This is a genomic window from Actinocrinis sp., from assembly GCF_035605935.1.
In the GTDB taxonomy this organism is placed as follows: domain Bacteria; phylum Actinomycetota; class Actinomycetes; order Streptomycetales; family Catenulisporaceae; genus Actinocrinis.
This window is the reverse complement of sequence record NZ_DATNGK010000268.1, coordinates 21,182-45,052: the sequence shown is the minus strand read 5'-3', so window position 1 is coordinate 45,052 and position 23,871 is coordinate 21,182. Positions and strand designations below refer to the sequence as shown.

General features: G+C 69.1%; 22 protein-coding genes and 1 riboswitch. Of the genes, 7 read left to right on the top strand and 15 right to left on the bottom strand.

Annotated features, from left to right (window positions below):
• The 3 genes from hemE to hemQ all read left to right on the top strand — a co-directional run.
• On the top strand, nt 1-975 hold a 975-nt coding region (gene hemE / locus VN779_RS21710), incomplete at its 5' end, for a uroporphyrinogen decarboxylase (protein WP_325726275.1).
• Between the two features lie 22 nt (nt 976-997).
• A complete protein-coding gene (gene hemG / locus VN779_RS21705; protein ID WP_325726273.1) occupies nt 998-2,485 on the top strand; it encodes a protoporphyrinogen oxidase in 1,488 nt (495 codons plus the stop codon).
• Complete coding sequence (hemQ, locus tag VN779_RS21700) at nt 2,482-3,189, top strand: hydrogen peroxide-dependent heme synthase (RefSeq protein ID WP_325726271.1); 708 nt, start codon at nt 2,482-2,484, stop codon at nt 3,187-3,189. The genes hemG and hemQ overlap by 4 nt, the downstream gene beginning before the upstream one ends.
• A gap of 19 nt (nt 3,190-3,208) precedes the next feature.
• On the opposite strand, the gene VN779_RS21695 is transcribed toward hemQ, so the two are convergent.
• From VN779_RS21695 to ureA, 3 genes are read right to left on the bottom strand one after another with little or no spacing between them, the layout of a single operon-like run.
• Nucleotides 3,209-4,258 carry an agmatine deiminase family protein gene (locus VN779_RS21695; protein ID WP_325726269.1) on the bottom strand — a complete coding sequence of 350 codons (1,050 nt, stop codon included), beginning with the start codon at nt 4,256-4,258 and terminating at the stop codon, nt 3,209-3,211.
• A 15-nt stretch (nt 4,259-4,273) separates the two neighbouring features.
• Nucleotides 4,274-5,971, bottom strand: coding sequence for an urease subunit alpha (locus VN779_RS21690; RefSeq protein WP_325726267.1), 1,698 nt, complete (start codon nt 5,969-5,971; stop codon nt 4,274-4,276).
• Nucleotides 5,968-6,711: an urease subunit gamma gene (ureA, locus tag VN779_RS21685; protein WP_325726265.1), complete on the bottom strand. Its 744-nt coding sequence runs from the start codon at nt 6,709-6,711 to the stop codon at nt 5,968-5,970. Before ureA ends, VN779_RS21690 begins: the two co-directional genes overlap by 4 nt.
• Nucleotides 6,712-7,107: 396 nt before the next feature.
• Here ureA and VN779_RS21680 point away from each other — a divergent pair, with 396 nt between their 5' ends.
• Nucleotides 7,108-7,407: a helix-turn-helix transcriptional regulator gene (locus tag VN779_RS21680; RefSeq protein WP_325726263.1), complete on the top strand. Its 300-nt coding sequence runs from the start codon at nt 7,108-7,110 to the stop codon at nt 7,405-7,407.
• A gap of 40 nt (nt 7,408-7,447) precedes the next feature.
• On the opposite strand, the gene msrB is transcribed toward VN779_RS21680, so the two are convergent.
• Together msrB and VN779_RS21670 are read right to left on the bottom strand one after the other, a co-directional pair.
• On the bottom strand, nt 7,448-7,855 hold the full coding sequence (gene msrB / locus VN779_RS21675) for a peptide-methionine (R)-S-oxide reductase MsrB (RefSeq protein ID WP_325726261.1): 408 nt from the start codon (nt 7,853-7,855) through the stop codon (nt 7,448-7,450).
• 118 nt (nt 7,856-7,973) lie between these two features.
• A complete protein-coding gene (locus VN779_RS21670) occupies nt 7,974-8,726 on the bottom strand; it encodes a dihydrofolate reductase family protein (RefSeq protein WP_325726259.1) in 753 nt (250 codons plus the stop codon).
• Between the two features lie 209 nt (nt 8,727-8,935).
• Between VN779_RS21670 and zapE the strand changes: the two genes are divergently transcribed.
• Entirely contained in the window at nt 8,936-10,018 is a 1,083-nt protein-coding gene (zapE, locus tag VN779_RS21665; RefSeq protein ID WP_349260887.1) for a cell division protein ZapE, read from the top strand.
• A gap of 72 nt (nt 10,019-10,090) precedes the next feature.
• On the top strand, nt 10,091-11,422 hold the full coding sequence (locus VN779_RS21660; RefSeq protein ID WP_325726255.1) for a polyphosphate kinase 2 family protein: 1,332 nt from the start codon (nt 10,091-10,093) through the stop codon (nt 11,420-11,422).
• Nucleotides 11,423-11,429: 7 nt separating this feature from the next.
• On the opposite strand, the gene VN779_RS21655 is transcribed toward VN779_RS21660, so the two are convergent.
• The 10 genes from VN779_RS21655 to VN779_RS21610 form a co-directional block, all read right to left on the bottom strand.
• The gene (locus tag VN779_RS21655; RefSeq protein WP_325726253.1) at nt 11,430-12,170 is read right to left on the bottom strand and encodes a sirohydrochlorin chelatase; all 741 of its coding nucleotides are present in this window, start codon (nt 12,168-12,170) and stop codon (nt 11,430-11,432) included.
• The gene (locus VN779_RS21650) at nt 12,167-13,159 is read right to left on the bottom strand and encodes an ABC transporter permease (protein WP_325726251.1); all 993 of its coding nucleotides are present in this window, start codon (nt 13,157-13,159) and stop codon (nt 12,167-12,169) included. Before VN779_RS21650 ends, VN779_RS21655 begins: the two co-directional genes overlap by 4 nt.
• Complete coding sequence (locus VN779_RS21645; RefSeq protein WP_325726249.1) at nt 13,152-14,000, bottom strand: ABC transporter ATP-binding protein; 849 nt, start codon at nt 13,998-14,000, stop codon at nt 13,152-13,154. The genes VN779_RS21650 and VN779_RS21645 overlap by 8 nt, the downstream gene beginning before the upstream one ends.
• Before the next feature lie 128 nt (nt 14,001-14,128).
• Nucleotides 14,129-15,259: an ABC transporter substrate-binding protein gene (locus tag VN779_RS21640; protein WP_325726245.1), complete on the bottom strand. Its 1,131-nt coding sequence runs from the start codon at nt 15,257-15,259 to the stop codon at nt 14,129-14,131.
• 244 nt (nt 15,260-15,503) lie between these two features.
• Nucleotides 15,504-16,826 carry a sulfate adenylyltransferase subunit 1 gene (locus tag VN779_RS21635; protein ID WP_325726243.1) on the bottom strand — a complete coding sequence of 441 codons (1,323 nt, stop codon included), beginning with the start codon at nt 16,824-16,826 and terminating at the stop codon, nt 15,504-15,506.
• A gap of 2 nt (nt 16,827-16,828) precedes the next feature.
• A complete protein-coding gene (gene cysD / locus VN779_RS21630; RefSeq protein WP_325726241.1) occupies nt 16,829-17,752 on the bottom strand; it encodes a sulfate adenylyltransferase subunit CysD in 924 nt (307 codons plus the stop codon).
• Nucleotides 17,753-17,832: 80 nt separating this feature from the next.
• Complete coding sequence (locus tag VN779_RS21625; RefSeq protein ID WP_325726239.1) at nt 17,833-18,534, bottom strand: phosphoadenylyl-sulfate reductase; 702 nt, start codon at nt 18,532-18,534, stop codon at nt 17,833-17,835.
• A complete protein-coding gene (locus VN779_RS21620) occupies nt 18,531-18,731 on the bottom strand; it encodes a hypothetical protein (protein ID WP_325726237.1) in 201 nt (66 codons plus the stop codon). The genes VN779_RS21625 and VN779_RS21620 overlap by 4 nt, the downstream gene beginning before the upstream one ends.
• Nucleotides 18,732-19,089: 358 nt before the next feature.
• On the bottom strand, nt 19,090-20,808 hold the full coding sequence (locus tag VN779_RS21615; RefSeq protein WP_325726235.1) for a nitrite/sulfite reductase: 1,719 nt from the start codon (nt 20,806-20,808) through the stop codon (nt 19,090-19,092).
• Nucleotides 20,809-20,983: 175 nt separating this feature from the next.
• On the bottom strand, nt 20,984-21,949 hold the full coding sequence (locus tag VN779_RS21610) for a C40 family peptidase (RefSeq protein WP_325726233.1): 966 nt from the start codon (nt 21,947-21,949) through the stop codon (nt 20,984-20,986).
• 61 nt (nt 21,950-22,010) lie between these two features.
• Nucleotides 22,011-22,237: riboswitch (cyclic di-AMP (ydaO/yuaA leader) on the bottom strand.
• 286 nt (nt 22,238-22,523) lie between these two features.
• On the opposite strand from VN779_RS21610, the gene VN779_RS21605 reads away from it, so the two are divergent.
• Entirely contained in the window at nt 22,524-23,753 is a 1,230-nt protein-coding gene (locus VN779_RS21605) for a YihY/virulence factor BrkB family protein (protein ID WP_325726231.1), read from the top strand.
• The last annotated feature ends 118 nt before the right edge of the window (nt 23,754-23,871 follow it).

The following is a 23,871-nucleotide window of genomic DNA, read 5'->3' as shown; positions in this document are numbered from 1 at the left end:
ACGCCGGTGTGGTTCATGCGCCAGGCTGGCCGCGCGCTGCCCGAATACCGCAAGCTGCGCGAGGGCGTGCCGATGCTGACCTCGTGCATGATGCCTGAGATGGTCGCCGAGATCACGCTGCAGCCGGTCCGCCGATACGGGGTCGACGCAGCGATCTTCTTCAGCGACATCGTGACGCCGCTCAAAGCGATCGGCTTCGGCCTGGACATCAAGCCCGGCGTCGGTCCCGTCATAGAGCAGCCATTCCGCACCGAGGCCGATCTGGAGCGGCTGCGCGTGCCGGATTCGGATGATCTTTCCTTTGTCACCGAGGCGGTGCGGATCCTCACCGCCGAACTCGGCCCGACCCCGCTGATCGGCTTCGGGGGCGCGCCGTTCACCCTGGCCAGCTATCTGATCGAGGGCGGCCCGTCGCGCAGCTACGAGCAGACCAAGGCGATGATGTACGGCGCGCCGCAGCTGTTCGCGGCGCTGCTCGACCGGCTCGCGGACATCACCGCCGCGTTCCTCACCGTGCAGTTGAGCGCGGGCGCGAGCGCGGTGCAGCTGTTCGACTCCTGGGCTGGGGCGCTGGCTCCGCTCGACTACCGCACGCACGTGATGCCCGCCTCGGCGAAGGTGCTCGGCTCGGTCGCCCACTTCGGCGCGCCGCGCATCCACTTCGGCGTCGGGACCGGCGAACTGCTCGCGCTGATGGGCGAGGCCGGGGCCGATGTGGTCGGCGTGGACTGGCGAGTGCCGCTGGACGAGGCCGCGCGGCGGATCGGTCCGGGAAAGGCGCTGCAGGGCAATCTCGACCCTGCCGTCGTCTTCGCGCCCTGGGAAGCCGTCGAGGCGGCGACCCGCCGGGTGCTGCGCGATGCCGAAGGGCTGGAGGGGCACGTGTTCAACCTGGGGCATGGCGTCGGTCCGCAGACCGACCCGGACGTGCTGGCCAGGATCGTTGAAGTGGTCCATGAGGTGAGTTCACGATGAGTATCCGCGCGGCCCGACAGCGATGACTTCTTCGGAGAGGTTGGGCGCGCGGACCAAGCGGCTCGCGGTCGTCGGCGGCGGCATCGCCGGTCTGGCCGCCGCGCAGGCCGCGGCCCGCGCCGGCTGGCAGGTGACGCTGTTCGAAGCCGACGCTCGTACGGGCGGAAAGCTCGCCCTCGGCGGCGTCGCCGGAGTGCAGGTGGACCTCGGCGCCGAGTCGATCCTGGCGCGCCGCCCCGAGGGCACCGGCCTGGCCGAGGAGGTCGGGCTCGCCGAAGACCTCGTACATCCCGCGACGACCGCGGCCGGGATCTGGAGTCGCGGCGAGTTGCATCCGCTGCCCGGCGGCCAATTGATGGGCGTGCCAGGCGATCTGCGCGCGTTGGCGGCGAGCGGCTTGCTCAATGCCGCCGCACTGGCGCGGGTGCGGGCCGACCGGCTGCTACCGCGCACGCCGGTGGAAGGCGACGTCGCGGTCGGCGAGTACGTCGCCAAGCGCGTCGGGCACGATGTGGTCGATCGGCTGGTCGAACCGCTGCTCGGCGGCGTCTACGCCGGACATGCCGACAAGCTTTCGCTCGCTGCCACGGTGCCTCAGCTCGCGCCGCTGGCCGCTGCGGGAACGTCGCTGACCAACGGCGTGCGGGACCTGCTCGCCGCGCGCTCGGGCGTGCCTGGTGGCCCGGTCTTCGCGGGGATCCGTGGCGGGGTCGGACGGTTGCCGATCGCGGTGGGGGATGACGCGAGGAGATACGGCGCGCAGTTGAGGACCGGGCTCGCGGTCAGGGCGCTGACGAAGGCGGGGGATGGATGGCGGCTCGAGCTGGGTGATGGCAGCGCCGTCGACACTGACGCGGTGGTGCTGGCCGTTCCGGCGCCGGAGGCCGCACGTTTGCTGGCCGGGCACGCCCCGACTGCGGCCGCGCAGCTCAGCGCGATCGAGTACGCCTCGATGGCCATCGTCACCTTCGCTATCCCGGCTGCCGCGCTCGGTCCGGAGGGACTGCCCGGCTCCGGGTTCCTCGTCCCGCCGGTGGACGGCCGTGCGATCAAGGCGTCAACGTTCTCCACGGCTAAGTGGCCGTGGCTGGCGCACGCTGCGGGAAGCCTGGTGATCCTGCGTGCCTCGCTCGGCCGGCACGGCGAGGAGAAGGATCTCGACCGCGACGACGAGGACTTGGTCAAGGTCGCCCTGTCAGACCTCGGCGACGCGATAGGTATCGCCGCTACGCCCGTGGACACGCACGTGCAGCGCTGGATGCGTGCTCTACCGCAGTACGCAGTCGGGCATCTGGACCGAGTGGCTGCGGTACGCGCCGCGCTGCCGGAAGGACTCGCCGTCGCGGGAGCCGCGTATGACGGTGTTGGAATCCCGGCGTGCATCGCATCGGCGCGTAGGGCGATCGTCGAGCTGGGTGCGACCGGCGTTGAGAAGCTTGACGACAGCAGCGATGCGAAGCAACACGCGGATTTGAAGCAACACGGCGACGAAGGAAGAGAACTGTCATGACCGAGGCCGCGCCGATCAGCCGCAAGGCCCGCGAGCTGAACGAAGTGATCCGCTACACGGCGTGGTCCGTCTTCCGGGTGGCCAAGCCGCTGCCGGAGGACAGCCGCGCCGCATATGCGCAGGAAGTCGACGCGCTCTACGCCGACCTCGCCGAGAAGGACGTCGTCGTGCGGGGCACGTACGAGATCTCCGGCCTGCGTGCGGACGCCGATCTGATGATCTGGTGGCACGCCGAGACCGCCGAAGCCTTGCAAGACGCTTACTCGCGGTTCCGCAAAACCGGGCTCGGACGATCCTGCGAGCCGGTGTGGTCGAACATGGCCGTGCACCGCCCCGCCGAGTTCAACAAGAGCCACATCCCGGCGTACCTGGCCGGCGAGCAGGCCCGCGCGTGGATCGCGGTCTACCCCTTCGTGCGCGGGTACGAGTGGTACCTGTTGCCCGACGAGGAGCGCCGCAGGCTGCTGGCCGAGCACGGCATGATGTCGCGCGAGTACCCGGACGTACGCGCCAACACGGTCCCGTCGTTCGCCCTTGGCGATTACGAGTGGATCCTCGCCTTCGAAGCCGACGAACTGCACCGCATCGTGGACCTGATGCGGCACCTGCGCGGCTCGGAGACCCGGCGGCACGTGCGCGAGGAAGTGCCCTTCTACACCGGCCGCCGCCGGTCGGTCGCGGAGATCGTCGAAGCGCTGCCGTAGCAGGCGCAAGCAGGGGCCGTCACACCCGAGGCTGCTGCTGGGTGATGCAGTGGATCCCGCCGCCGCGCGCGAAGATCGGCCGTGCGTCGACGAACTCGATCTTGCGGTCCGGCAGCAGCTTGGCGAATATCTCGGCGGCTTGTTCGTCGCGCGGATCGTCGAAGCCGCACATAAGCGCCAGGCCGTTGGCCAGGTAGTGGTTGACGTAGGAGTAGTCGACCGGTTCGCCGTCCTCTTCGAGCACCGTCGGCGCGGGGAGTTCGACGACCTCTAGCCGGCGGCCCTGTGCATCTGTCGCGGCGCGCAGGATCGCCGCGTTTTCCTTGCCGACCTCGTGATCGGGGTGCGCCGGATCCGGCTGTGTGTGCACCACGACGACGCCCGGTTTCACGAATGCCGCGACGATGTCGACGTGCCCACGCGTGCCGAACTCGCCGTAGTCACGGGTCAGGCCGCGCGGCAGCCAGATCACCTTCCACGCGCCGAGGAATCCGCGCAGCTGGGCCTCGACCCGCTCGCGCGTCCAGCCCGGGTTGCGTCCGGGATCGAGCTGGACGGTCTCGGTGACCAGCACGGTACCGGCGCCGTCCACATGGATGCCGCCGCCCTCGTTGACCATCGGCGAGGCGAAGCGGCGGGCCCCGGCCAGTTCGGCGACCGTTTCGGCGATCTCGGCATCCTTGTCCCAGCTGGCCCAGGACTGCGCGCCCCAGCCGTTGAAGATCCAGTCCGCGGCGGCCAGTCCGGCCTGCTTGGCTCCGCTCGCCGGGCGGGTGAGGAAAGTCGGGCCGATGTCACGCATCCAGGCGTCGTCCAGCGGCCGCGCGACCACGGTCACCGCGGGGTCGAGCCAGCGGCGGGCCGAGGCGGTCGCCGTTTCCGCCGGGTCGACCACCATGGTCACCGGCTCGTAGCGGGCGATCGTGTTCGCGACCTGTGACCACGCCTGGTACGCCTCGTCCGGGTCGTCGCCGAGCGTGTAGCCCTCGGTCGGCCACGCCATCCAGGTGCGCTCGTGCGGCTGCCATTCGGCGGGCATGGCGTATCCGTGCTCTGCGGGAGTGGTCATGGCGCGGCGTGGCTCCTACAGGAAGTAGAGGCGGGAGAGGGGGACGGAATCTGCGGGGGCTGATTCGATCGGCGCGCCGTCGAGGGTGACTCGGCCGGTGGCCGGATCGACCCGTACCGCGCCGGTGCGGCTGTTGCGGATCATGGCGCCTGGACCGATGCCGCGGGTGCCGCGGACCGCGACTCGGCGTCGGCGCGTTGGCATGAGGTCGGCGGCGGACTGTACGGCCGCGTCGGCGACGAAGGCGATGGAGAGGTCTGCGGCAGTCGCGCCGTGCCCGCCGAATTGCGGGCCGTAGACGAGCGGTTCACAACGGTCGGTGGACGCGTTCGGGTCGCCGACCACGCCGTACGCCGGGAACCCGGCTTTGAGGACCAGGTACGGCTTGGCGGCGAATGAGGAGGGGTTCCACAGCACGATGTCCGCTACCTTGCCGACTTCGAGCGTGCCGATTTCGTGGGAGAGGCCGTGCGCGATCGCCGGATTGACCGTCAGCTTGGCGATGTACCGCAGCACGCGATCGTTGTCGTGCATGGAGTTGTCGCGCGCCGAGTTCCCCGTATCGCGCTCGGTCTTCATCTTGTCCGCGACGGCGAACGTGCGCCTGACCGTCTCTCCAGCGCGTCCCATGCCCTGCGCGTCGGAGGATGTGATCGGGATGACGCCAAGGTCGTGTAGCACGTCCTCGGCGCCCATCGTTCCGGCGCGGATCCGGTCGCGGGCGAGGGCGGCGTCTCCGGGCAGGTCCGTTTTAAGTCCGTGCGCTGAGACGATCATGCCGAAGTGCTCGCCGATCGCGTCCCGGCCGAACGGCAGCGTCGGGTTGGTCGAGGAGCCGATGATGTTCGGTTCGCCGGCCAGCCGCAGCACGTTCGGCACGTGTCCGCCTCCGCAGCCCTCGATGTGAAACGCGTGAATGGTCCGCCCTTCCAACACGGACAGCGTGTCCTCCACGCTCAACGCCTCGTTCAGGCCATCCGTGTGCACCGCGACCTGAACGTCGAAGTCCTCGGCGACGCGCAGCGCGGTGTCCAGGGCGCGAGCGTGCGCGCCCATGTCCTCGTGCACCTTGAAGCCGGACGCGCCGCCCTCGGCCAGCGCCTCGATCAGCGGCGCCGGATCGGAGGATGAGCCGCGAGCCAGGAAGCCGATGTTGACCGGCCAGGCGTCGAACGCGTTGAAGGAGTGCCGCAGCGCCCACGGTGAGTTGACCCCGACGCCCCACACGGGACCGAATTCCTGCCCGATGATCGTGGTCACACCCGAGGCCAGCGAAGCCTCCATGATGCGCGGCGAGAGCAGGTGCACATGGGTGTCGATCGCTCCTGCCGTCGCGATCAGCCCTTCGCCGGACACGATCGCGGTCCCGGTGCCGACGACGATATCCACGCCGTCGAGCGTGTCCGGGTTCCCGGCGCGCCCGATCGCGTGGATCCGGCCGTCGCGGATGCCGATCGAGACCTTGCGGATGCCGAGAGCGGCATCGATGACCACGACGTTGCTGATGACTAGGTCGCAGGTCGCGGCGACCGAGGCGGCCTTGAGGTGCAGTCCGTCACGGGCGGTCTTGCCGAAGCCGGCCAGGAATTCCGAGCCCGGTTCCTGCGCGTCGTCTTCGACCTCGATGACCAGGTTCGTGTCGCCGAGACGGATGCGGTCGCCCTTGCGCGCGCCGTGTACGGACACGTAGTCGCGTGGTTCGAGGCTGCTCATCGCGCGCCGTCCCCGGCCTCACCGAAGGCCATCGTGTAACCCTCGGCCCGTGCTCGAGCGAGCGCGGCCTCGCGCGCCCCCGGGGCGTCCAGCGGACCGTCGACGAGGCCGGAGAACCCGATCGCGACACGCGCCCCGCCGATCGGCACGAGCGCGACCTCGACGACGGCGCCCGGCTCGAAGCGCGTCGAGGAACCGGCCGGGATGTCGAGCCGCAGGCCGTACGCGGCGGCGCGGTCGAATGCCAGCCGCCGGTTGACCTCGAAGAAGTGGAAGTGGCTGGTGACCGAGATGGGTACCTCGCCGATGTTGACGACTGGCAGCGTCGCGATTGGGGCTGGAGGCGCGCTGCGTTCCGCTTCCCACGGGCTGCTCCGCGCGTCGTCCCGCTCCTCGCGCGGCAGGATGGCCCCCGGCGCACGCCCGCCGAGTGAGGCGCCGCGGAACGGCTCCGAGACGATGGCCAGCCGCGTCCCGTCGTCGAAGACCGCTTCGACCTGCACTTCGGTGACGATGTCCGGTACGCCGGGCAGCACCTCGGCGGCGGAAAGCACCGTGCGCCCGGCCTCGACCGCCTCGGCCAGCCGTAGCCCGTCGCGTGCGGCCTCGCATACCGTGTCGGCGATCAACGCGGTCGCTTCGGGCACGTTCAACAGCAGGCCTCGGGCGCGTCGGGCGCGAGCCAGTTGCGCCGCGGTGAACAGCAGCAGCCGGTCCCGCTCCGTCGGGGTCAAGCGCATCCGGGCTCCCGCGAGGACGACGAGTCGCAACTTGCACTGATGGCCGCCCGGCGGCAACGGCTGACACGCCAGCGCGCACGCGCCGCGGCGGCTGCGATCCAGCCAACCGCATCCCCGGCGGGTCCGCAAAGGATCTCGCTGGTCAAGCTGTGCGCGTTTCGCCGCTGCGCCTGCCGACCTGCAAAGCGTCAGCGTCACAAGATCGAGTGAATGTCCGTTGTGTCGGCCACCCCTGGTCCCTAAGTCTCCATAGCATCGATGCTATGGCTTGGGGTAGAGCTGGAAGAAGAGGTCAGGCTGTGGTTGGAGACGCTTGTTACTGAGCAATTCGCTCACACGGCGTTCTATGACTCGATGCATCGCTGAGGCGCACACGGCCGACGAGGAGGTTGAGGCATGAGTGATCGCACTGACTGGACCGAGCTGCGTGCCCGCCGAATGGCGGAGACTGGAGCGCCTGAAGCGTACGAGGCGGCAAGGCTCGCGTTCGAACTCGGCCGCACTGTCCGGCTGCTGCGAGAAGAGGCGGGCTGGAGCCAGTCCGAACTCGCCAACCGAGCAGCGATGACCCAGTCTGCGGTGGCGCGGTTCGAGGCCGGCGGTACGGTTCCGACGCTTCCCGTGCTTGAGCGCCTCGCCGCCGCGCTTGGTGCGAACCTTGCCGTGACGATCACGCCGCGTACGACCGCGGCGTGATGTCGGCTGCTGCGACACCTCGCCGGGCGCTGACGCTGGCCTACTCCTCGGCCGGTTCGAGGGTCAGGCTGATGGAGTTGATGCAGTAGCGCTGGTCGGTCGGGGTCGGGTAGCCCTCGCCCTCGAAGACGTGGCCGAGGTGGGAGCCACAGCGGGCGCAGCGGACCTCGGTGCGGACCATGCCGAAGGAGCGGTCTTGCAGCACTTCGACGGCCTTCGAGTCGGCCGGGTCGAAGAACGACGGCCAGCCGCAGTGCGAATGGAACTTAGTGTCCGAACGGAACAGCTCGTTACCGCAGGCGCGGCACTTGTAGACGCCGACCGTCTCGGTGTCGGTGTACTCGCCGGTGAAGGCGGCTTCAGTACCGGCTTGGCGCAGGACCCGGTACTCCTGCGGGGAAAGCTCGGCGCGCCACTCGTCCTCGGACTTCGTCACCTCGTAGGTCATGATTCGAGCGTAAGGCCGCCGGGCGGCTCTTGGGGCTGCGGGATGGTGGGGTAAGCGGACGGTAATGGGGTTCAGAGGCAACTCAGAGAATTCATCGTGCTCGTCGCGCAGGCCCCGGTCAGGCCGCCACCCGGTTGGTGACGAGGTGCCGGGTGAACAGGAAGCCGTCCTCGATGAGGAGCGTGTGCAGAGCCAGCGGGAGCGGCGGCTCGAGCGGCGGTCCGTCGAGGATGCGTAGCGCGTGACCGGCCACCAATTGCGGCGAAAGAGCGAGGCAGAGTTCGTCCAAACGGCCCGCGCGGGCCACCTCGGCGAGTAGATGCGGGCCGCCCTCGCACAGGATCCGGCCGCGGCCCGATCCCGCCAACTGGTCGATCGCGAGCCCTACATCGGCACGGCCGGTGCCCGCGATCAGCACCTCGCCCGCGTCTCGCGCCACGGCTAGGCGGTCGGCGGGAGCATCGCTGACCGTGATGGTGATGGTGGGCACGACCGGCTCCCGGTAGAGCGGCGCGTCGAAGTCGAGGTTGAGGCTCGCGCTGATCACGGCGATCGCGGCGGCCGGAGTCTGGCCCGCGGCCGTGCGCAGCCGTGCGTACGGCTCCCGGGGCTGCGCGGGCTGGCGGTACCCCTCGGTGCGCACCGTGGTCGCGCCGACGAGGATGACGTCGGCCAGGCCGCGAAGCGCGCGGAAGATCTTCTTGTCCGCTTCTCCGGACAGCCCGCCGGATTTGCCGTCTGACTGCGCCGCGCCGTCCGCGGAGGACACCATGTTCGCCCGCACCCAGCGGCGGGTGTGTCCGGGGTACGCGTACACCACGGCCAGATCGGGTTCGACGTCTCGGTTGGGTCGCGGAATCAGTTGGCGCACATAGTCAGCGTGACACAGCGGCGCCACTATTGCAGCCGTGTCGGGGACACGGTCGATGGGAGCGGAATGCGCGTGGGGCCGACGGTGGTCGGGCCGTGATATCGCTCACAGATGGCAGTTGAACTGCGAAAACACGAGTTATGGAGAGGAAGGTCACGCGGCTGACGGCCGGTCCGAGGCCGCGCCGGAAATACGATCGATAGGTGAAGCTGATCTTAGGCACGGAGGCGCCGGCGAGCCTGGCCGGGCGCGTCCCGACGGTCACGCCGGAGCGGTTGCTCGCGGAGCTTGTACCGCCGCCGCGCTTCGCGTCCGCACGCTTCGACACATACGTACCCGACCCCGCAGAGCCATCGCAGAGCGCTGCGCGCGACCTGCTAGCAGGTAGGGCCGCTCGGTCCAGGAACGCGGGGCACACATCTCGATTCTCGGCTCGACGGCTGCTGAGCCGGTCCGCGGCCGGAGGCTCGGCGAGCGGTAGCTTTGAGGGCAAGGCCGGGGTCTACCTCGACGGCGGCTACGGAGTCGGCAAGACGCACCTGCTGGCTTCGCTGTGGCATGCGACGGAAGGGCAGAAGGCGTACGGCACGTTCGTCGAGTACACGAACCTGGTCGGGGCCCTCGGTTTCGCCGCCTGCGTCGCGCGACTGGCGACCCGTGAGCTGATCTGCATCGACGAATTCGAACTCGACGATCCAGGCGACACAGTGCTCATCAGCACTCTGCTCACCCGGTTGGCGGAAGCAGGGGTACAGCTCGCGGCGACCTCGAACACACTGCCTGATCGGCTAGGCGAGGGGCGATTCGCCGCCGCTGACTTCCTGCGTGAGATCCAAGGCCTGGCCGCGCGTTTCGCCCCCCTCCGGATCGAGGGCTCGGACTATCGCAGACGAGACGCCGCCGCGGCACCGAGCCCCGCGAGTGACGGGGACCTCGCCGCGTTTCTGGACGCTGACGAGGCCGGGCGCGTCGCAGACGATTTCGATGACCTGATCGGCCATCTCAGCACGCTGCATCCGAGCCGCTACGGCGCGCTGCTGGACGGTGTCGGCGCGGTGGCGCTGAGCGGTTTGCGTCCAATCGACGACCAGAACGCCGCGCTGCGGCTGGTCGTCCTGGTGGACCGGCTGTATGACCGCTCGATCCCCGTGCTCGCCGCTGGCGCACCGGTTGACCAGCTCTTCGCCCCGGAACTGCTGACCGGCGGGTACCGGAAGAAATACCTGCGCGCGACCTCGCGGCTGGTGTCCCTGGCGAGCGCCGGAGCCGCACTGGTTCCGGCGCGGTCCTGACTGCCGCGCAGTGAAGTGCGAGAATCGCGTCAACGACCGAGCGCGCGGCTCGGCTGACTGAGGAGCGGTCACGTGGCGAAGTCTGGGGGCAAGGGCGACGGCAAGCGCCGTGCTGACGAGAAGCACAAGAAGAGCGACGTGGCCGACAAGCGGGCGGGCAAGAAGAAGGACAAGTCTTCGGGCAAGGCGCAAGCCGTCGTGCGCGCCGAGGTGGCGAAGCCGGGCGCCGGCGAGAGCGCGCGTTCGAACGGGTCGACGAAGCTCAAGTCGGTGAAGCTCAAGCGAGCCGAGGGCACGCAGCGCCTCGTGGAGCAGGTCGCGGCCGAGATCGTCATCGCCGAACTCGACCGTGCGGCCGAACTGGAGCCGGTGACCGCGGGCTTCCCGCAGATCGCGCCGCAGAGCATTGAGAAGGTGAAAGCCGCGGCGGAAAAGAAGCCCGCGGGGGAGAAGGCCGGGGAGAAGACGGCTGCGGGGGAAAAGGCTGGGAAGAAGGAGCCGGCGGGGGAGAAGGCTGTGGCGAAGAAGAGCGGTGGGCGAAAGGCGAAGCAGGGGGCTGACGCCGAAGCGGCGGTGTTCAGTGAGCTGCTGCGCGTGCCGGCGGGCGCGGTGGACCTCGCGGCGATCGATCCCGATTCCACACCGGGCGTCTCCTCCCGTGATAAGGCCGAGGACGAACTGCCGAAGCTGGCGGCGCGGCTCGAAGAGCTCCAGGAACGACTTTTCGCGGCGGCGCGCGGCGGCGACAGCAGTCGCAAGGTGCTGCTTGTCCTGCAGGGCATGGATACCTCGGGCAAGGGCGGCACGGTGCGCCACGTCATCGGCCAGCTCGACCCGAACGGAACCCGGCTGACCGCCTTCAAGGCGCCCACCGAGGAAGAGCGCGCGCACGACTTCCTCTGGCGCATTCGCAGGGCGCTGCCGACGGCCGGCGAGGTCGGCATCTTCGACCGCTCACACTACGAAGACGTGCTGATCGCCCGGGTACGCAAGCTCGCTGTGCCGATGACCATCGGCAGGCGGTACCAGCTGATCAACGGCTTCGAGCAGAAACTGGTCGCGGACGGCGCGGTGCTGGTCAAGTGCTTCCTGCACATCTCCCGCGACGAGCAGAAGGAGCGCCTGCTGGCCCGGCTGGAGGATCCGGCGAAGCACTGGAAGTACAACCCCGGCGACGTCGATGAGCGCGAACTGTGGCCGCAGTATCAGGATGCTTACCGCGTCGCGCTGGAGAAGTGCTCGACGCAGGACGCCCCGTGGTACGTCGTGCCCGCGGATCACAAGTGGTACCGCAACTACGCGGTCACGCGCCTGCTGGTCGAGGCCCTTGAGCGGATCGATCCCCAGTACCCGGCGGGAGATTTCGACCTCGAGGCCGAGCGCGAGCGTGTGCTGGCCAGCTGAGGGTGAATCAGGCCACTGCGGCGGCGCCGGCCAGTCGCGAAGCCAAGGGCCGAGCCTCGGCGGCCTGCGCGTAGCGATTCAGGACGAGCTGCACCAGTTCGGCCGGCGGCTCGCCGTCCGCAGTGGTCAGCGGAGCCGCGATCGGTACGCGCGCGGCGAGCGCGTCGGTGCGCACTCGGTCGTATAGCAGGCCCGGCGCGAGGAAGTACGAGGCGACGGCGATCGGCCCGATGCCGGCGGACCGCAGCACCCTGATGGCGTCCATCGTTTCCGTCGCAGCGATCGTGGCCGAGGCGACGACCAGGCTGAGGTCCGACTCGGCGCCGAACTCACCCTGCTCACGCAGGCGACGCTGCATCGCCGCGTCGAGAAGCGGATCCGGGCCGAGCGGATCGGCGATGATCAGCCGCGGCGGACGATGCACGGATTCACGCGCAAGCGCGGTGACAGCCGGGATGTCGTGACCGACGTGGTAGCCGTGACTGAGAAAGAGCGGCAGCACGACGACGCTGCGGGCCTCTTCGTGCTCTGATGCGACGAGGCGAGCGAGCGCGGTGGGGACATCGGGGCCGCACAGGTCGAGGAATCCAAGCTCGGCACGCAGCGCGGGCCTGGCACGGCGCACCGCGGCCAACAGCCCGCGCAACGCGGCGGCGTGCCGCGGATCGCGCGAACCGTGAGCCACGGCGAGCAGAGCGGGCTGCTTGGCCTGTGCGACCCGCTCGATCCGCGTGCGCTGCGTATTCATGACCGGCTCAGACCCCTGGTACGCAGCAGCCTGCGCTCAAGCGGGGCGAAGAACAACTGGTTGATCCCGATGCCGATGATCAGGATGATGATGATCGAGCCGATCGCCAGGGACAGGTCCAGGTTGTCCTGGGCGAACTTCATCACCTGGCCGACGCCGGGACCCAGCGAGGGCGAGATCGCGATCAGCTCTGCGGCCATCAACGAGCGCCAGGCGAAGGCCCAGCCCTGCTTCATGCCCGAGACATAGCCCGGCAGCGCGGCCGGGATCAGCACGAAGCGCACCGAGTCCAGCCCGCGTGCGCCAAGGTTGCGGCCGACGCGCAGGTAAATCGGGGGCACGCGGTCCAGCCCGTCGATCAAGCCCACCGCGATCGACGGCACCGCACCGAGCAGCACCACCGTGTAGATCGTCGCCGAGGTGACACCGAACCAGATGATGCCGATCGGCACCCACGCCACCGAGGGCAGGTTCTGCAAGCCGGAAAGCAACGGCTGCACGGCGGCGCGCAGCGGGGCGATTCGCGCGACGAGCAGCCCGATCACGGTGCCGATCACGACCGAGGCGGCGAAGCCGATGGCGGCGCGATACACCGAGTCCCAGATGGCCGCGCCCATCCGGCTAGGACCCCAGTTAGTCGTCAGGGAGTCCCACACGTCGCCGGGTCCGGGCAGCATGATCTCGCCTGAATGCACGTGCATTACGACCAGCAGGTCCCAGATCGCCAGGGTCACGACCAGCGCGACGACCGGCGGCAAGACCCTGGAGATCAGGACCCGCCACCACGGCCGCCGAGTCTTGACCGCCGCGGTGTCCAGCGCGTCCAGACCGGCTTCGAGGGTCGCGAGCCGGTTCTGGCTGTTGTCCGCAACCGGCTTCGCCGCCGTCGCGGCAGAGGCGGAGTCGATGCCGACGCCGACGCCGCCGGAGGCGTCGATCGAGGCGTCCTCAAAGGAACCGCTCTCGAAAGTCGCGGTCTCGTTAGCCATCGCGGCGCGTCTCCTTGCTCTTGATCCCGCTGCGCTGTGTCGCACTGCCCTGGGCGAACCGGGCGTGCTTGGTGATCTCCCGGTGCAGCTCATCGGTGATCTCGCGGGCCAGTTCCGAGACGGCCGCGTCCTCGATCCGGCGCGGCTGCGGAATGTCGACCTGCCACTCTCGGGCCACCCGGCCCGGCCGGGAGGAAAGCAGGATGACCCGCTGCCCAAGCCGCGCCGCCTCGCGCACGTTGTGCGTGACGAACAGCACCGTGACCCCGGTCTCCTGCCACAGCGCGGTCAGCTCGCCGTGCAGCACATCGCGGGTGATCGCGTCGAGCGCGGCGAACGGCTCGTCCATCAGCAGCACCTCGGCCTGCTGCGCCAGCGCGCGGGCCAGCGCGACCCGTTGCCGCATGCCGCCGGACAGCTCGTGCGCCCGCTTGTGCGCCGCGCCTTCCAGCCGCACCAGGCTCAGCAGCCGCTCCGCCTCGCTGCGCCGCTGCGCCTTGCCGACCCCGCGCAGCCGCAGCGCCAGTTCGATGTTCCCGGCCGCGGTCAGCCACGGGAACAGCGCGGACTCCTGGAACATCAGCGCCGCCCGGCCGCCGGTCACCTCGATCGAGCCGGCACTGACCGGGTCGAGCCCCGCCACCAGGTTCAGCAGCGTGGACTTGCCGCAGCCCGACGCGCCGAGCAGGCAGACGAACTCGCCGGGCGCGACGGTCAGGTCGATGCCGTCGAGCACCGGCTTGTCGGTCTCCTTGCCGAACCACTTGGACACGCCGCTGAGCCGCACGGCCGCCTCGGTGAGCGTCCGGGCGCTGGGCGCCTCGTCGATCGTCACGGTCATCTCGCTGTCCTCCTTGGTCCGCCGCCCGGCGGTCTCGGCGCCTTGCGCGTTACGGGGTTCGCCGGGCGGCGGTGTGGGACGGGAAGGCTGTTCAGCCGGTTTGCTTCGGTGCGTTAGTGGTTGCCGCGCTACTGATTACCGAGCCCGGCCGACGACACCGCCGGCTGCCCGGCCTCGGCCAGCGCCTGGTTGAGCAGGGTCAGGTCGTAGATGCCGTCGAGCGGAGTCTGCTTGAGCAGGCCATCCGAGACCGCGTGGGTCAGGCTGGTCTGCAGTGAGGAGGCCTCGGGGTCATTGGTCACGTTCTCCTCGGTCCACGCCCGGGTGATCACCGGGTCCTTGAGCGCCTTGCCGGTCAAGGACTTGATGGTCGTGTTGACCAGCTTGGCCGCGTCGGCCGCGTTGGCGGCGACCCAGGCGTTCGCCTCGAGCTGACCTTCGATCAGCGCCTTGACACTCTGCGGGTGCGCCTGCAGGAAGGACTTGGAGACCACCAGGTTCGTCGTGGCGAACTGGCCGTTGGGCCACAGCGACTTCTCGTCCACGAGCACGTGGCCCTTGCCCTCGACGACCAGGCGCGAGGCCCACGGCTCAGGCACCCACGCGCCGTCGATCTTCCCGGCTTCGAAGAGGGCTAGCGAGGTGGCGTTGTCGGTCGGTGTGATCTTGACATCGCCGCCGCCCTGCTGGTCGGTCGCATAGCCCTGCTGCTTGAGCCAGTAGCGCAGCGCGACGTCCTGGGTGTTGCCGAGCTGCGGCGAGGCCAGGCTCTTGCCCTTGAGGTCGGCCGGCGAGTTGATCTTCGAGGAGACCACCAGTTCGGCGCCGGCGTTCTCCGCTCCCGCCACGATGACCAGGCCGCCCTTGGACTTGACCCAGGCGTTGAGCGCGGATGACGGCCCCACGTATGCGGCGTCGAGCTTGCCGCCGAGCAGCGCGGTCATCTCGTCCGGGCCGGCGTTGAAGATCTGCGTGCTCAGCTTGGTCGAGCCGAGCTTCTGCGCGAAGAAGTCCTTCGCGACCCCGACGATCGGGGTGGTGTGCGTGACATTGGCGAAGTAGCCGAGGTGCAGCTCGCTCGCCGGGGTGCCGGTCGCGGCCCCCGAGCTGTTCGCGGCGACCGGCGTGCTGCTGATCGGCGCGGCGGCGTGCGCGCAGGCGGCAGTCAGCGCGAGGGTGGCCAGCGCGGTGGCGCCGAGCAGAGCGCGTTTGACGGGGTGGGCGGGGCGGGAGCCGTGCGCGATACGGAGCGGGGACACGTGGATTCCTCGTTCGGTGTCGAGAGAGAGGGAAGCCTGAGCAAGGCGGTTCGCAATTGCCGAACCGTGGCGACAGCGGTCATTGATATGCGTCAGCCGCTGGCGCTCCTCATTGAGCACCGTCTCTGTTAAGCGCTTAGAGCGCGGCCGGGCAGTTGTCCGAGCCGGTACACCCGCTTAGCCGCCCCGTCTCCCTCGGGTGGATCGCGCCGGAGATCCCGGCGAGTATGAAGTCAGGCACCTGCTACACCTCCGCCGCATCGACGGTCGGTGTGGTGGCCGTGTCCGCGTGCAGCGGCGTGCCGACCATGCCCGCGGTCAGCGTGGCGCCGTCGCTCTCGTCAATGAGCAGGAACGAACCGGTGCGCCGGTTGTCGGTGTAGTCGTCGAGGGGCAGCGGGGCCGCGACGCGCAGGGTGACTCGGCCGATCTCGTTGACCGAGAGCCCCTGTGGGAACGGCTCCTCGGCCAAGGTGTCGATGTCCAGCCGCGCGTCCAGCGAGCGGACGATCGCCTTGACCGTCTTCGTGGTGTGCCGAAGCAGCACCCTGTCACCGGCACGCAGCGGCCGGTCGGCCAGGTGGCACACGGTCGCGATCACATCCTGCGTGGCGGTCGGCGCGTCCGCGGCCGGGGCGATCACGTCGCCGCGCGAGATGTCCAGGTCGTCGGTCAGGCGCAGGGTGACCGACTGCGGCGCGAACGCCACGTCGACGTCCTGCTCACCGAGCCGGTCGATCCCGGCGATCGTCGAACGCTGACCCGAAGGCAGCACCACGATCTCGTCACCGGGCCGCAGCACGCCGGAAACCAGCTGCCCGGCGTAGCCCCGGTAGTCGCGGAACTCCCCAGGACTCTGCGGACGCAGCACATACTGCACCGGGAAGCGCGCCGGATGCGCCGCCGGGTCCTCCTCGACGTCCACTGCCTCAAGGTGCTCAAGCAGCGTCGGGCCGCCGTACCAGTCCATCGAGGCTGAGGGCTCGACCACGTTGTCGCCGGCCAGCGCGCTGATCGGGATCGCGGTGACCTCGGGCACGCCCAGCCGTGCGGCGTACTCGGTGAACTCGTCCGCGATCGGCGCGAACACCGCCTCGTCGTAGTCGACTAGATCCATCTTGTTCACCGCGAGCACGACGTGCGGCACCCGCAGCAGCGCCGCGACGGCCGCGTGCCGCCGGGTCTGCTCGACCACGCCGTTGCGCGCGTCCACCAGCACGACCGCGAGCTGCGCGGTGGACGCGCCGGTGACCATGTTGCGGGTGTACTGCACGTGCCCCGGCGTGTCGGCCAGGATGAACCGGCGGCGCGGGGTGGCGAAGTAGCGGTATGCCACGTCGATGGTGATGCCCTGCTCGCGCTCCGCACGCAGCCCGTCGGTGAGCAGCGCCAGGTCGGCGCCGGCCAGGCCGCGCTCGCGGGAGACCCGCTCGACCGCGTCGAGCTGGTCCGCGAACACCGCCTTGCAGTCGTGCAGCAGCCGGCCGACGAGGGTGGACTTGCCGTCGTCGACCGACCCGGCGGTGGCCAGGCGAAGCAGGGAGATTTCCGTGGGCGTGGCGGTCATGTTTAGAAATACCCCTCGCGCTTGCGGTCTTCCATCGCGGCCTCGGACATCTTGTCGTCGGCGCGCGTGGCTCCGCGCTCGGTCAGCGTCGAGGCGGCGATCTCGCGGATGACCTGACTGATCGTCACGGCGTCCGAATCCACGGCGCCGGTGCAGGACATGTCGCCCACGGTGCGGTAACGCACCTCGCGCAGCTCAACCAGTTCGCCGTCCTTCGGGCCGCCCCACTCGCCGGGTGTGAGCCACATCCCGTCGCGCTGGAACACCTCGCGTTGGTGCGCGAAGTAGATCTCCGGCAGCTCGATCTCTTCGCGCTCGATGTACTGCCAGACGTCCAGCTCGGTCCAGTTCGACAGCGGGAAGACGCGCACGTGCTCGCCGGGCCGGTGCCGGCCGTTGTACAGCGCCCAGAGTTCGGGGCGCTGCCGGCGCGGGTCCCAGCCGCCGAATTCGTCCCGCAGCGAGAAGACCCGTTCCTTAGCGCGGGCCTTCTCCTCGTCCCGGCGTCCGCCGCCGAACACCGCGTCGAATTTGTTGCCGGTGATCGCGTCGAGCAGCGGCACGGTCTGCAGCGGGTTACGCGTGCCGTCCGCGCGCTCACGCAGCCGGCCGTCGTCGATGTAGTCCTGCACCTTGGCCACGGTCAGCCGCAGCCCGTGCTGGGCGACCGTGCGGTCGCGGAAATCCAGCACCTCGGGGAAGTTGTGCCCGGTGTCCACGTGCAGCAGTCCGAAGGGCACCGGCGCCGGCCAGAACGCCTTGAGCGCCAGGTGCAGCATCACGATGGAGTCCTTGCCGCCGGAGAACAGCAGCACCGGCCGCTCGAACTCCGCGGCGGTCTCCCGGAAGATGTGCACCGCCTCGGATTCGAGCGCGTCGAGGTGGGACTGGTGCAGTCGTGACGGGGCGTCGGTCAGGACGGTCACGTGCTCCTCCTTCGTCGATATCGGCGCGGTGTCTGTTGCTGCGGTGTCTGTTGGTGCGGTGTCGATCGGTTCGGCGTGGGTCACGTGTGCAGGCCGCACTCGGTCTTGGCCGACCCGGCCCAGCGCCCGGCGCGCGGGTCCTCGCCGGGAAGCGCGCGGCGGGTGCACGGTTCGCAGCCGATCGAGGTGTAGCCGTCGAAGAACAGCGGGTTGATCAGGACGCTGTTCTCCTCGATGTACGAGTCCACCTGCTGCTGCGTCCAGGCCGCGATCGGCGAGATCTTGACCATGTTGCGCTTGGCGTCGTAGTCGACCACGCGGATGTCCGCGCGGGTCGGCGACTCTTCGCGGCGCATCCCGTTGATCCAGGCGCCGTACGGCTCCAGGCCCCGCTCCAGCGGCTCCACCTTGCGCAGCGCGCAGCAGCGGTCCGGGTCGCGGTCGTGCAGCTTCGGGCCGTACTCCGCGTCCTGCTCGGCCACCGTCTGCTTCGGCGTGATCGAGAGCAGATTCACCTTGTACGCCTGCGCGACGGCATCGCGGGTGCCGATGGTCTCGGCGAAGTGGTAGCCGGTGTCCAGGAAGAGAACGTCGATGCCGGGAGCGGCGGCCTGGGCGACGTGCACCAGATGCGTGTCAGCCATCGATGAGGCGACCACCAGGTCGGCACCGAAGGTCTCGCGGGCCCAGGCGATGATCTCGGCGGCGCTCGCGTCGGCCAGCTGCTCGTTGGCCGCGTCGGCCAGGTCGCGCAGTTCGGTCTCGGTCAGCGTGGAGGTCATGCGCCGGCTCCCAACTTGAGCCCGACGAAGGAGACCTCGAAGACGCGCGCGCAGGAACGGCAGTTCCAGGCGCGATGGCTGGACGGTTCGGGACGCAGGTCCTCTTCTGCGCAGTACGGGCAGTACTGGGGCGCGGCGCGTTGCTCGCCGCCCCCGTCGAAACCGCCGGCGGCGCGTTCGGGTCGGGTGGCGCTCACGGGTCCGGTCCTTCGGGTCGGTGCGGGCACGTCGCGCGGGCGACCGGAAGGAACGTAGTGGAGTCCGGCCGACGCGTTTCGCACCCGCGATCGCTCTCCGGGAAGCTTCCTCGGAGGCGGTGCTGACTGTCCTGGCTGACTGTCTTTTCGCTGGTGTGCGGGCTATCGCGTCGGCATACAGACGGCGCTGGAGACGCGCTTGTAGTCGACGTGGCGTCGAGCTACGAGGGCGATTCCGGCGCGGGACATGCATCGAGCGTGCCATCGCGGCGGCGTTTACGTCCAGCACGTACCATTATCTGGACGGGGCGGTGAGACAAATGATGGACGCCGGACGTACGGCGACGGCCCGCTCGGCTCAGGAAAGCTGCTGCTCGGTGGCCCGTACCGTCCAAGCCGCGAACGACTCGCCGTCCTCGCGCTCGGCCTGGAAGTTGCGCAGCACCCGCTCGACGTAGTCGGGCAGCTCCTTCGCGGTCACCTTCAGTCCGCGCACCTTGCGGCCGAATGAGCCGTCGTCATCCATGTCCGAGCCGAAGTGGCCGCCGAGGTGCACCTGGAAGCCCTCGACCTGGTTGCCGTCCGCATCGCGGACCAGCTGCCCCTTCAGGCCGATGTCAGCGGTCTGGATCCGGGCGCAGGAGTTCGGGCAGCCGTTGACGTTGATGGTGACCGGGGTGTCGAAGTCCGGCAGCCGCTTCTCCAGCTCGTCGATGGTGTCCGAGGCCAGCGCCTTGGTCTCCACGATGGCCAGCTTGCAGAACTCGATGCCGGTGCAGGCCATCGTGTGCCGGCGGAAGACCGACGGGCGCACCTGCAGGTCCAGCGCCTTCAGCTCGCCGATCAGGCCCTCGACCCGGTCGCCGGGCACGTTCAGGATCAGCATCTTCTGGTCGGGTGTGGTGCGAATCTCATCCGAGCCCACTGACCGGGCCAGGTCCGCGATCCGGCCGAGCGTGGCGCCGTCGATCCGGCCGACCCGCGGGCAGAAGCCGACGTAGAACCGGCCGTCCTTCTGCTCGTGCACGCCCACGTGGTCGCGCTGGGTCGGGGGCACGAAGGGCGGCGGCGGGCCGTCGATCAGCTTGCGGTGCAGGTACTCGGTCTCCAGCACCTCGCGGAACTTCTCCGCGCCCCAGTCGGCGACCAGGAACTTCAGCCGGGCGCGGTTGCGCAGCCGCCGGTAGCCGTAGTCGCGGAAGATGCCGCAGACTCCGGCCCAGACGTCGCCGACCTCCTCGATCGGCACCCAGGCGCCGAGCCGCTTGGCGAACTGCGGGTTCGTGGACAGGCCGCCGCCGACCCACAGGTCGAAGCCGGGGCCGTGCTCGGGGTGCTCGACGCCGACGAAGGACACGTCGTTCGTCTCGTGGACGACGTCTTGCAATCCGGACACCGCGGTCTTGAACTTGCGCGGCAGGTTCGAGAACTCCTTCGAGCCGACGAACCGGCGCTTGAGCTCCTCCAGCGCCGGTGTGGCGTCGATCACTTCGTCCTTGGCCACGCCCGCGACCGGCGAGCCGAGCATCGCGCGCGGGGTGTCGCCACAGGCCTCGGTGGTCTGCAGGCCGACGCCTTCGAGGATCTTCCAAATAGCGGGCACATCTTCGATACGGATCCAGTGCAGCTGGATGTTCTGCCGGTCCGTGACGTCGGCGGTTCCGCGCGCGTAGGTCACCGAGACCTCGCTGATGGCGCGCAGTTGGGCGACGTTCAAAACCCCGCCGTCGATGCGTACCCGCAGCATGAAGTACTCGTCGTCGAGCTCATGGGGTTCAAGCACCGCGGTCTTGCCGCCGTCGATTCCGGGCCGACGCTGCGTGTACAGCCCCCACCAGCGCATACGGCCGCGCAGGTCTTGCCCGTCGATCGCGTCGAAGCCGCGGTACGCGTAGATGTTCTCGATCCGGGCCCGCACGTTCAGGCCGTCGTCGTCCTTCTTGACCTGCTCGTTCGCGTTCAGCGGAGTGAAATGGCCCTTGGCCCACTGGCCCTCGCCGCGGTGCCGTCTCACCTGGTGGGAACGCACGCTCGTCCCCGAAGGCTCGGCGGCGGCAGGCGTGCTCGACTCGGTCATCCTCGTGTCCTTCGCGAAGAGGGCATTCCCTGCCGAGATTGCCAGCCGAACGCGAGCAGCGTCCAACGCTGCTCAGAATGCGGACCGAAATGTGAGACGGCGGCGGACAAAGGTCCGCCGCCGCGTGGGGGTCTGACTGCTCGCGCGACCGGCCTGCGGCCCGCGGCTACCGGGGTCAGCTCACCCGGCGGATCCCCGAGATCGACATCATGTTCCAGTGCCCGTACTGGACCACCGATCCGGTGGTCGGGTCGTGTATGACCAGGCCAGCGCCGACGTACAACGCCACGTGCTCGTCGCCGTTGTACAGGATGAGGTCGCCGGGCTCCAGGTCGGCCAGGATCGCGGGCACGGCGTAGCCGTCGTTGATCTGGTCATAGGTGGTGCGCCCGAGCGAGACCCCGGCCGCTGCCCACGATGCCTGGGTCAGGCCGGAGCAGTCGTAGTACGGGTCGCCGGTGCCGCCCCACTGGTACGGAGTACCGAGCTTGGACTTGGCGAACGCGATGGCTATCGCGGCCCGGCCGGTGGCTTGCGGCACCGCGTTGATCTCGGCCTGCGTAACGCCGCCGTAGTTGAAGCTCTGCTGCTCGGCGTAGGTCAGCTGGGAGAGCAGCGACTGCGCCTGCTGGAACTTGCCGACGATCTGCTTCTTCATCGAGGCGGCCTGCGCCTCGGCCTGCTGCAGCGCGCCGAGCCGATCGGCGGCCTGCTTCTTGAGCACCGCGAGCTGCGCCTGCTCGACCTTGAGCGACTTGAGGTTCATCACCTCGTTCTGGCCCAGCTGGCTCATCGTCGCGGCCTGCTGCAGGTACTGGTCCGGGTGGCTTTGCAGCATCAGCTCCAGCGTCGGATCCACCGAGCCGGCCCGGTACTGCGCGGCGGCCAGCGGGCCGAGCGTGGAGAGCAGCTTGTTCATCGACTGCTGCATCGTGGCGGCCTCGCCCTGCAGGTTGTCCACCTGCTTCTGCAGGTTCGCCAACTGCTCGACCGACGCGTCGTAGACGTTCGTGGCCTGTTCGGCCTGCGCGTTCAGCGCGTGTACTTGGGCCTCGATGTCAGAGACAGAGGCCGCGTGGCTCGTGGTCGGGGCGAGCCCCACGCCGACGGCTGCCGCCGCGGTCGTGGCCGTCAGGGTCATGACGGAACGGGCCGGAACCTTCGCCCGTCTGTGGGACGCCATTTCTCGCGCACTCCAATGCGGTCTCTTTCCTGCCGCCTACCGGGTGAGCTGACGGGTTCGGGCGGAAAGTGCCCTACGGCACGCCTCGCCGGTGCCGCGCTGGTGTGCGCGGCGGGCGGTGCGGTCCGATTCACCCCGGATCGCCGCGGCGGTTCGGACCGGCTTGGCCGGGTGGGTTCCGAGACCCTCGGGCGATCGTTGGTTCCCCGGTTCCGGCCGCGAGGCCGGATTCGGCGTCAAGCGCGACCCGCGTCCGATCCGGGGAGTAGACCGGGTGTCAGGTAGCGCCTGAAGCGAAAAGATATGCCTGTCGGCCTGGGACAATTCGGACTTCACCGTGGGTCTTTACCTGAAATTTACCGGCCTGCTTCGATCCTCGGATGTGTTGGCGACGTGTAGCCCTGACTCCTGTACCGACAGTGTGTTCGCCGCCGCGCGGAGCAATCGCAGACCGCTGAGAGCGTCGTGCGGCGGAAGGCGCGGCTAGGTGAGGTACCGTGGGGTGCCCGGTGCAGAAGACCAAGAAATCAGGATGTATACGGAAACCGCCGACGAGGCGTTACGCAGCGCCCGATCCACGCAGATCGCCATCGAAGCACTCGATCTCGACACTGCGGGCCTCGAACCTTCGGGACTCGATTCCGCGACATGCGGTACCGCACTGTTCGAGGATGCGGTCTCGCGGCGCCGAGTCGTTCCGTCGCTGAAGCGCGACCAGGCGCTCCAGGCCGCGCCCTACGCCCGCAAACTGCGGCGCAAGGGTAAAACTGTCCAGACGTTCCGGCTGTGCCTTCGTTACCGCATCACCGGGCTCGCCGCCGAAGCCGCGTTCTGGGTCCTACTCTCCCTTCCCGCACTCGCCCTAGGCATCGTCGGGGTACTGGGTTACCTCCACGCTCAACTCGGCACCGCACGTGCGCTGCGCCTAGAGCACGATCTGACAAACGCCGCAGGCGTCGTGCTTTCACAGCGCGCGGTACGTCAGACCGTCGCCCCCGCTCTGCACAGCATGCTGACGTCAGGGCACGCCGACGTTGTCTCGATCGGATTCCTCATCGCACTGTGGTCAGGATCACGTGCGCTGAACGTCGCGATCGATACGATCACCGTGGCATCTGGCCAAAACGGGCGGCGCGGCATCGTGCGCACCAGACTGCTGGCGTTCGGGCTCTACTTGCCGGCCCTGCTGCTCGGCGCGGCGACAGTGCCGTTGCTCCTGGTGGGCACGGAATTGCTATCGGGGATCAACGCGACCACGGCCGCCGTGGTCGGCCCACTGGCCTGGCCGGCCCTGGCCGCGGCCCTGGTGATCTTCCTCAGCACGCTCTACCATCTGGCGCTGCCGGACCGTCCGCGCTGGCGCGCGGGATTGCCGGGAGCGCTGGTCGCGCTCGCGGTGTGGGCCGCGGGATCGGCGCTGCTACGGCTTTACCTCCACGGCAGTCAGTACGGCGCGAGCGGCGCCGCGGGCTTCGGAAGGATCGCCGCCACCGCGGCCATCCTGCTGTGGCTCTATATCACCGCGCTCGCCGTGTTGATCGGCGCAGTGTTCAACGCGGTCCGCGGGGGTACGAGCGGTGGCAGTGCTGACGGTGGCAGGGCTGACGGTGACAGCGCTGGCGATGATCGTGCGGACGATGTCAGTGCAAGCGGTGTCAGCGCAGGCCAGGGCCCGGCGAAAAAAGCTGTCGAACCCTCGGCGCTGCCGGGTGACAATGCGAGTGACAATAAAACGGCAGACAGCCTCGATCGGGTCGCTTAAGATGACACGATCATCCGCATAAACGGATATTTGACAACGAAGCTGACAAGTGGCGCAGTGGATCGCAGTCCGGATCCACCCGCCGACCAACGGCAACCGGCCGACCCGACCCAGACCA

Bases quoted from the DNA above. Each gene is read 5' to 3' on its own strand.
- hemG (WP_325726273.1), top strand. From the start codon at position 998: ATGACTTCTTCGGAGAGGTTGGGCGCGCGGACCAAGCGGCTCGCGGTC.
- VN779_RS21610 (WP_325726233.1), bottom strand. From the start codon at position 21,949: ATGACCCTGACGGCCACGACCGCGGCGGCAGCCGTCGGCGTGGGGCTC.
- VN779_RS21690 (WP_325726267.1), bottom strand. From the start codon at position 5,971: ATGAGCAGCCTCGAACCACGCGACTACGTGTCCGTACACGGCGCGCGC.
- VN779_RS21680 (WP_325726263.1), top strand. From the start codon at position 7,108: ATGAGTGATCGCACTGACTGGACCGAGCTGCGTGCCCGCCGAATGGCG.
- msrB (WP_325726261.1), bottom strand. From the start codon at position 7,855: ATGACCTACGAGGTGACGAAGTCCGAGGACGAGTGGCGCGCCGAGCTT.
- VN779_RS21625 (WP_325726239.1), bottom strand. From the start codon at position 18,534: ATGACCTCCACGCTGACCGAGACCGAACTGCGCGACCTGGCCGACGCG.
- VN779_RS21655 (WP_325726253.1), bottom strand. From the start codon at position 12,170: ATGAATACGCAGCGCACGCGGATCGAGCGGGTCGCACAGGCCAAGCAG.
- VN779_RS21695 (WP_325726269.1), bottom strand. From the start codon at position 4,258: ATGACCACTCCCGCAGAGCACGGATACGCCATGCCCGCCGAATGGCAG.
- hemQ (WP_325726271.1), top strand. From the start codon at position 2,482: ATGACCGAGGCCGCGCCGATCAGCCGCAAGGCCCGCGAGCTGAACGAA.
- VN779_RS21615 (WP_325726235.1), bottom strand. From the start codon at position 20,808: ATGACCGAGTCGAGCACGCCTGCCGCCGCCGAGCCTTCGGGGACGAGC.
- VN779_RS21650 (WP_325726251.1), bottom strand. From the start codon at position 13,159: ATGGCTAACGAGACCGCGACTTTCGAGAGCGGTTCCTTTGAGGACGCC.
- VN779_RS21645 (WP_325726249.1), bottom strand. From the start codon at position 14,000: ATGACCGTGACGATCGACGAGGCGCCCAGCGCCCGGACGCTCACCGAG.
- VN779_RS21635 (WP_325726243.1), bottom strand. From the start codon at position 16,826: ATGACCGCCACGCCCACGGAAATCTCCCTGCTTCGCCTGGCCACCGCC.
- ureA (WP_325726265.1), bottom strand. From the start codon at position 6,711: ATGCGCTTGACCCCGACGGAGCGGGACCGGCTGCTGCTGTTCACCGCG.
- VN779_RS21605 (WP_325726231.1), top strand. From the start codon at position 22,524: ATGTATACGGAAACCGCCGACGAGGCGTTACGCAGCGCCCGATCCACG.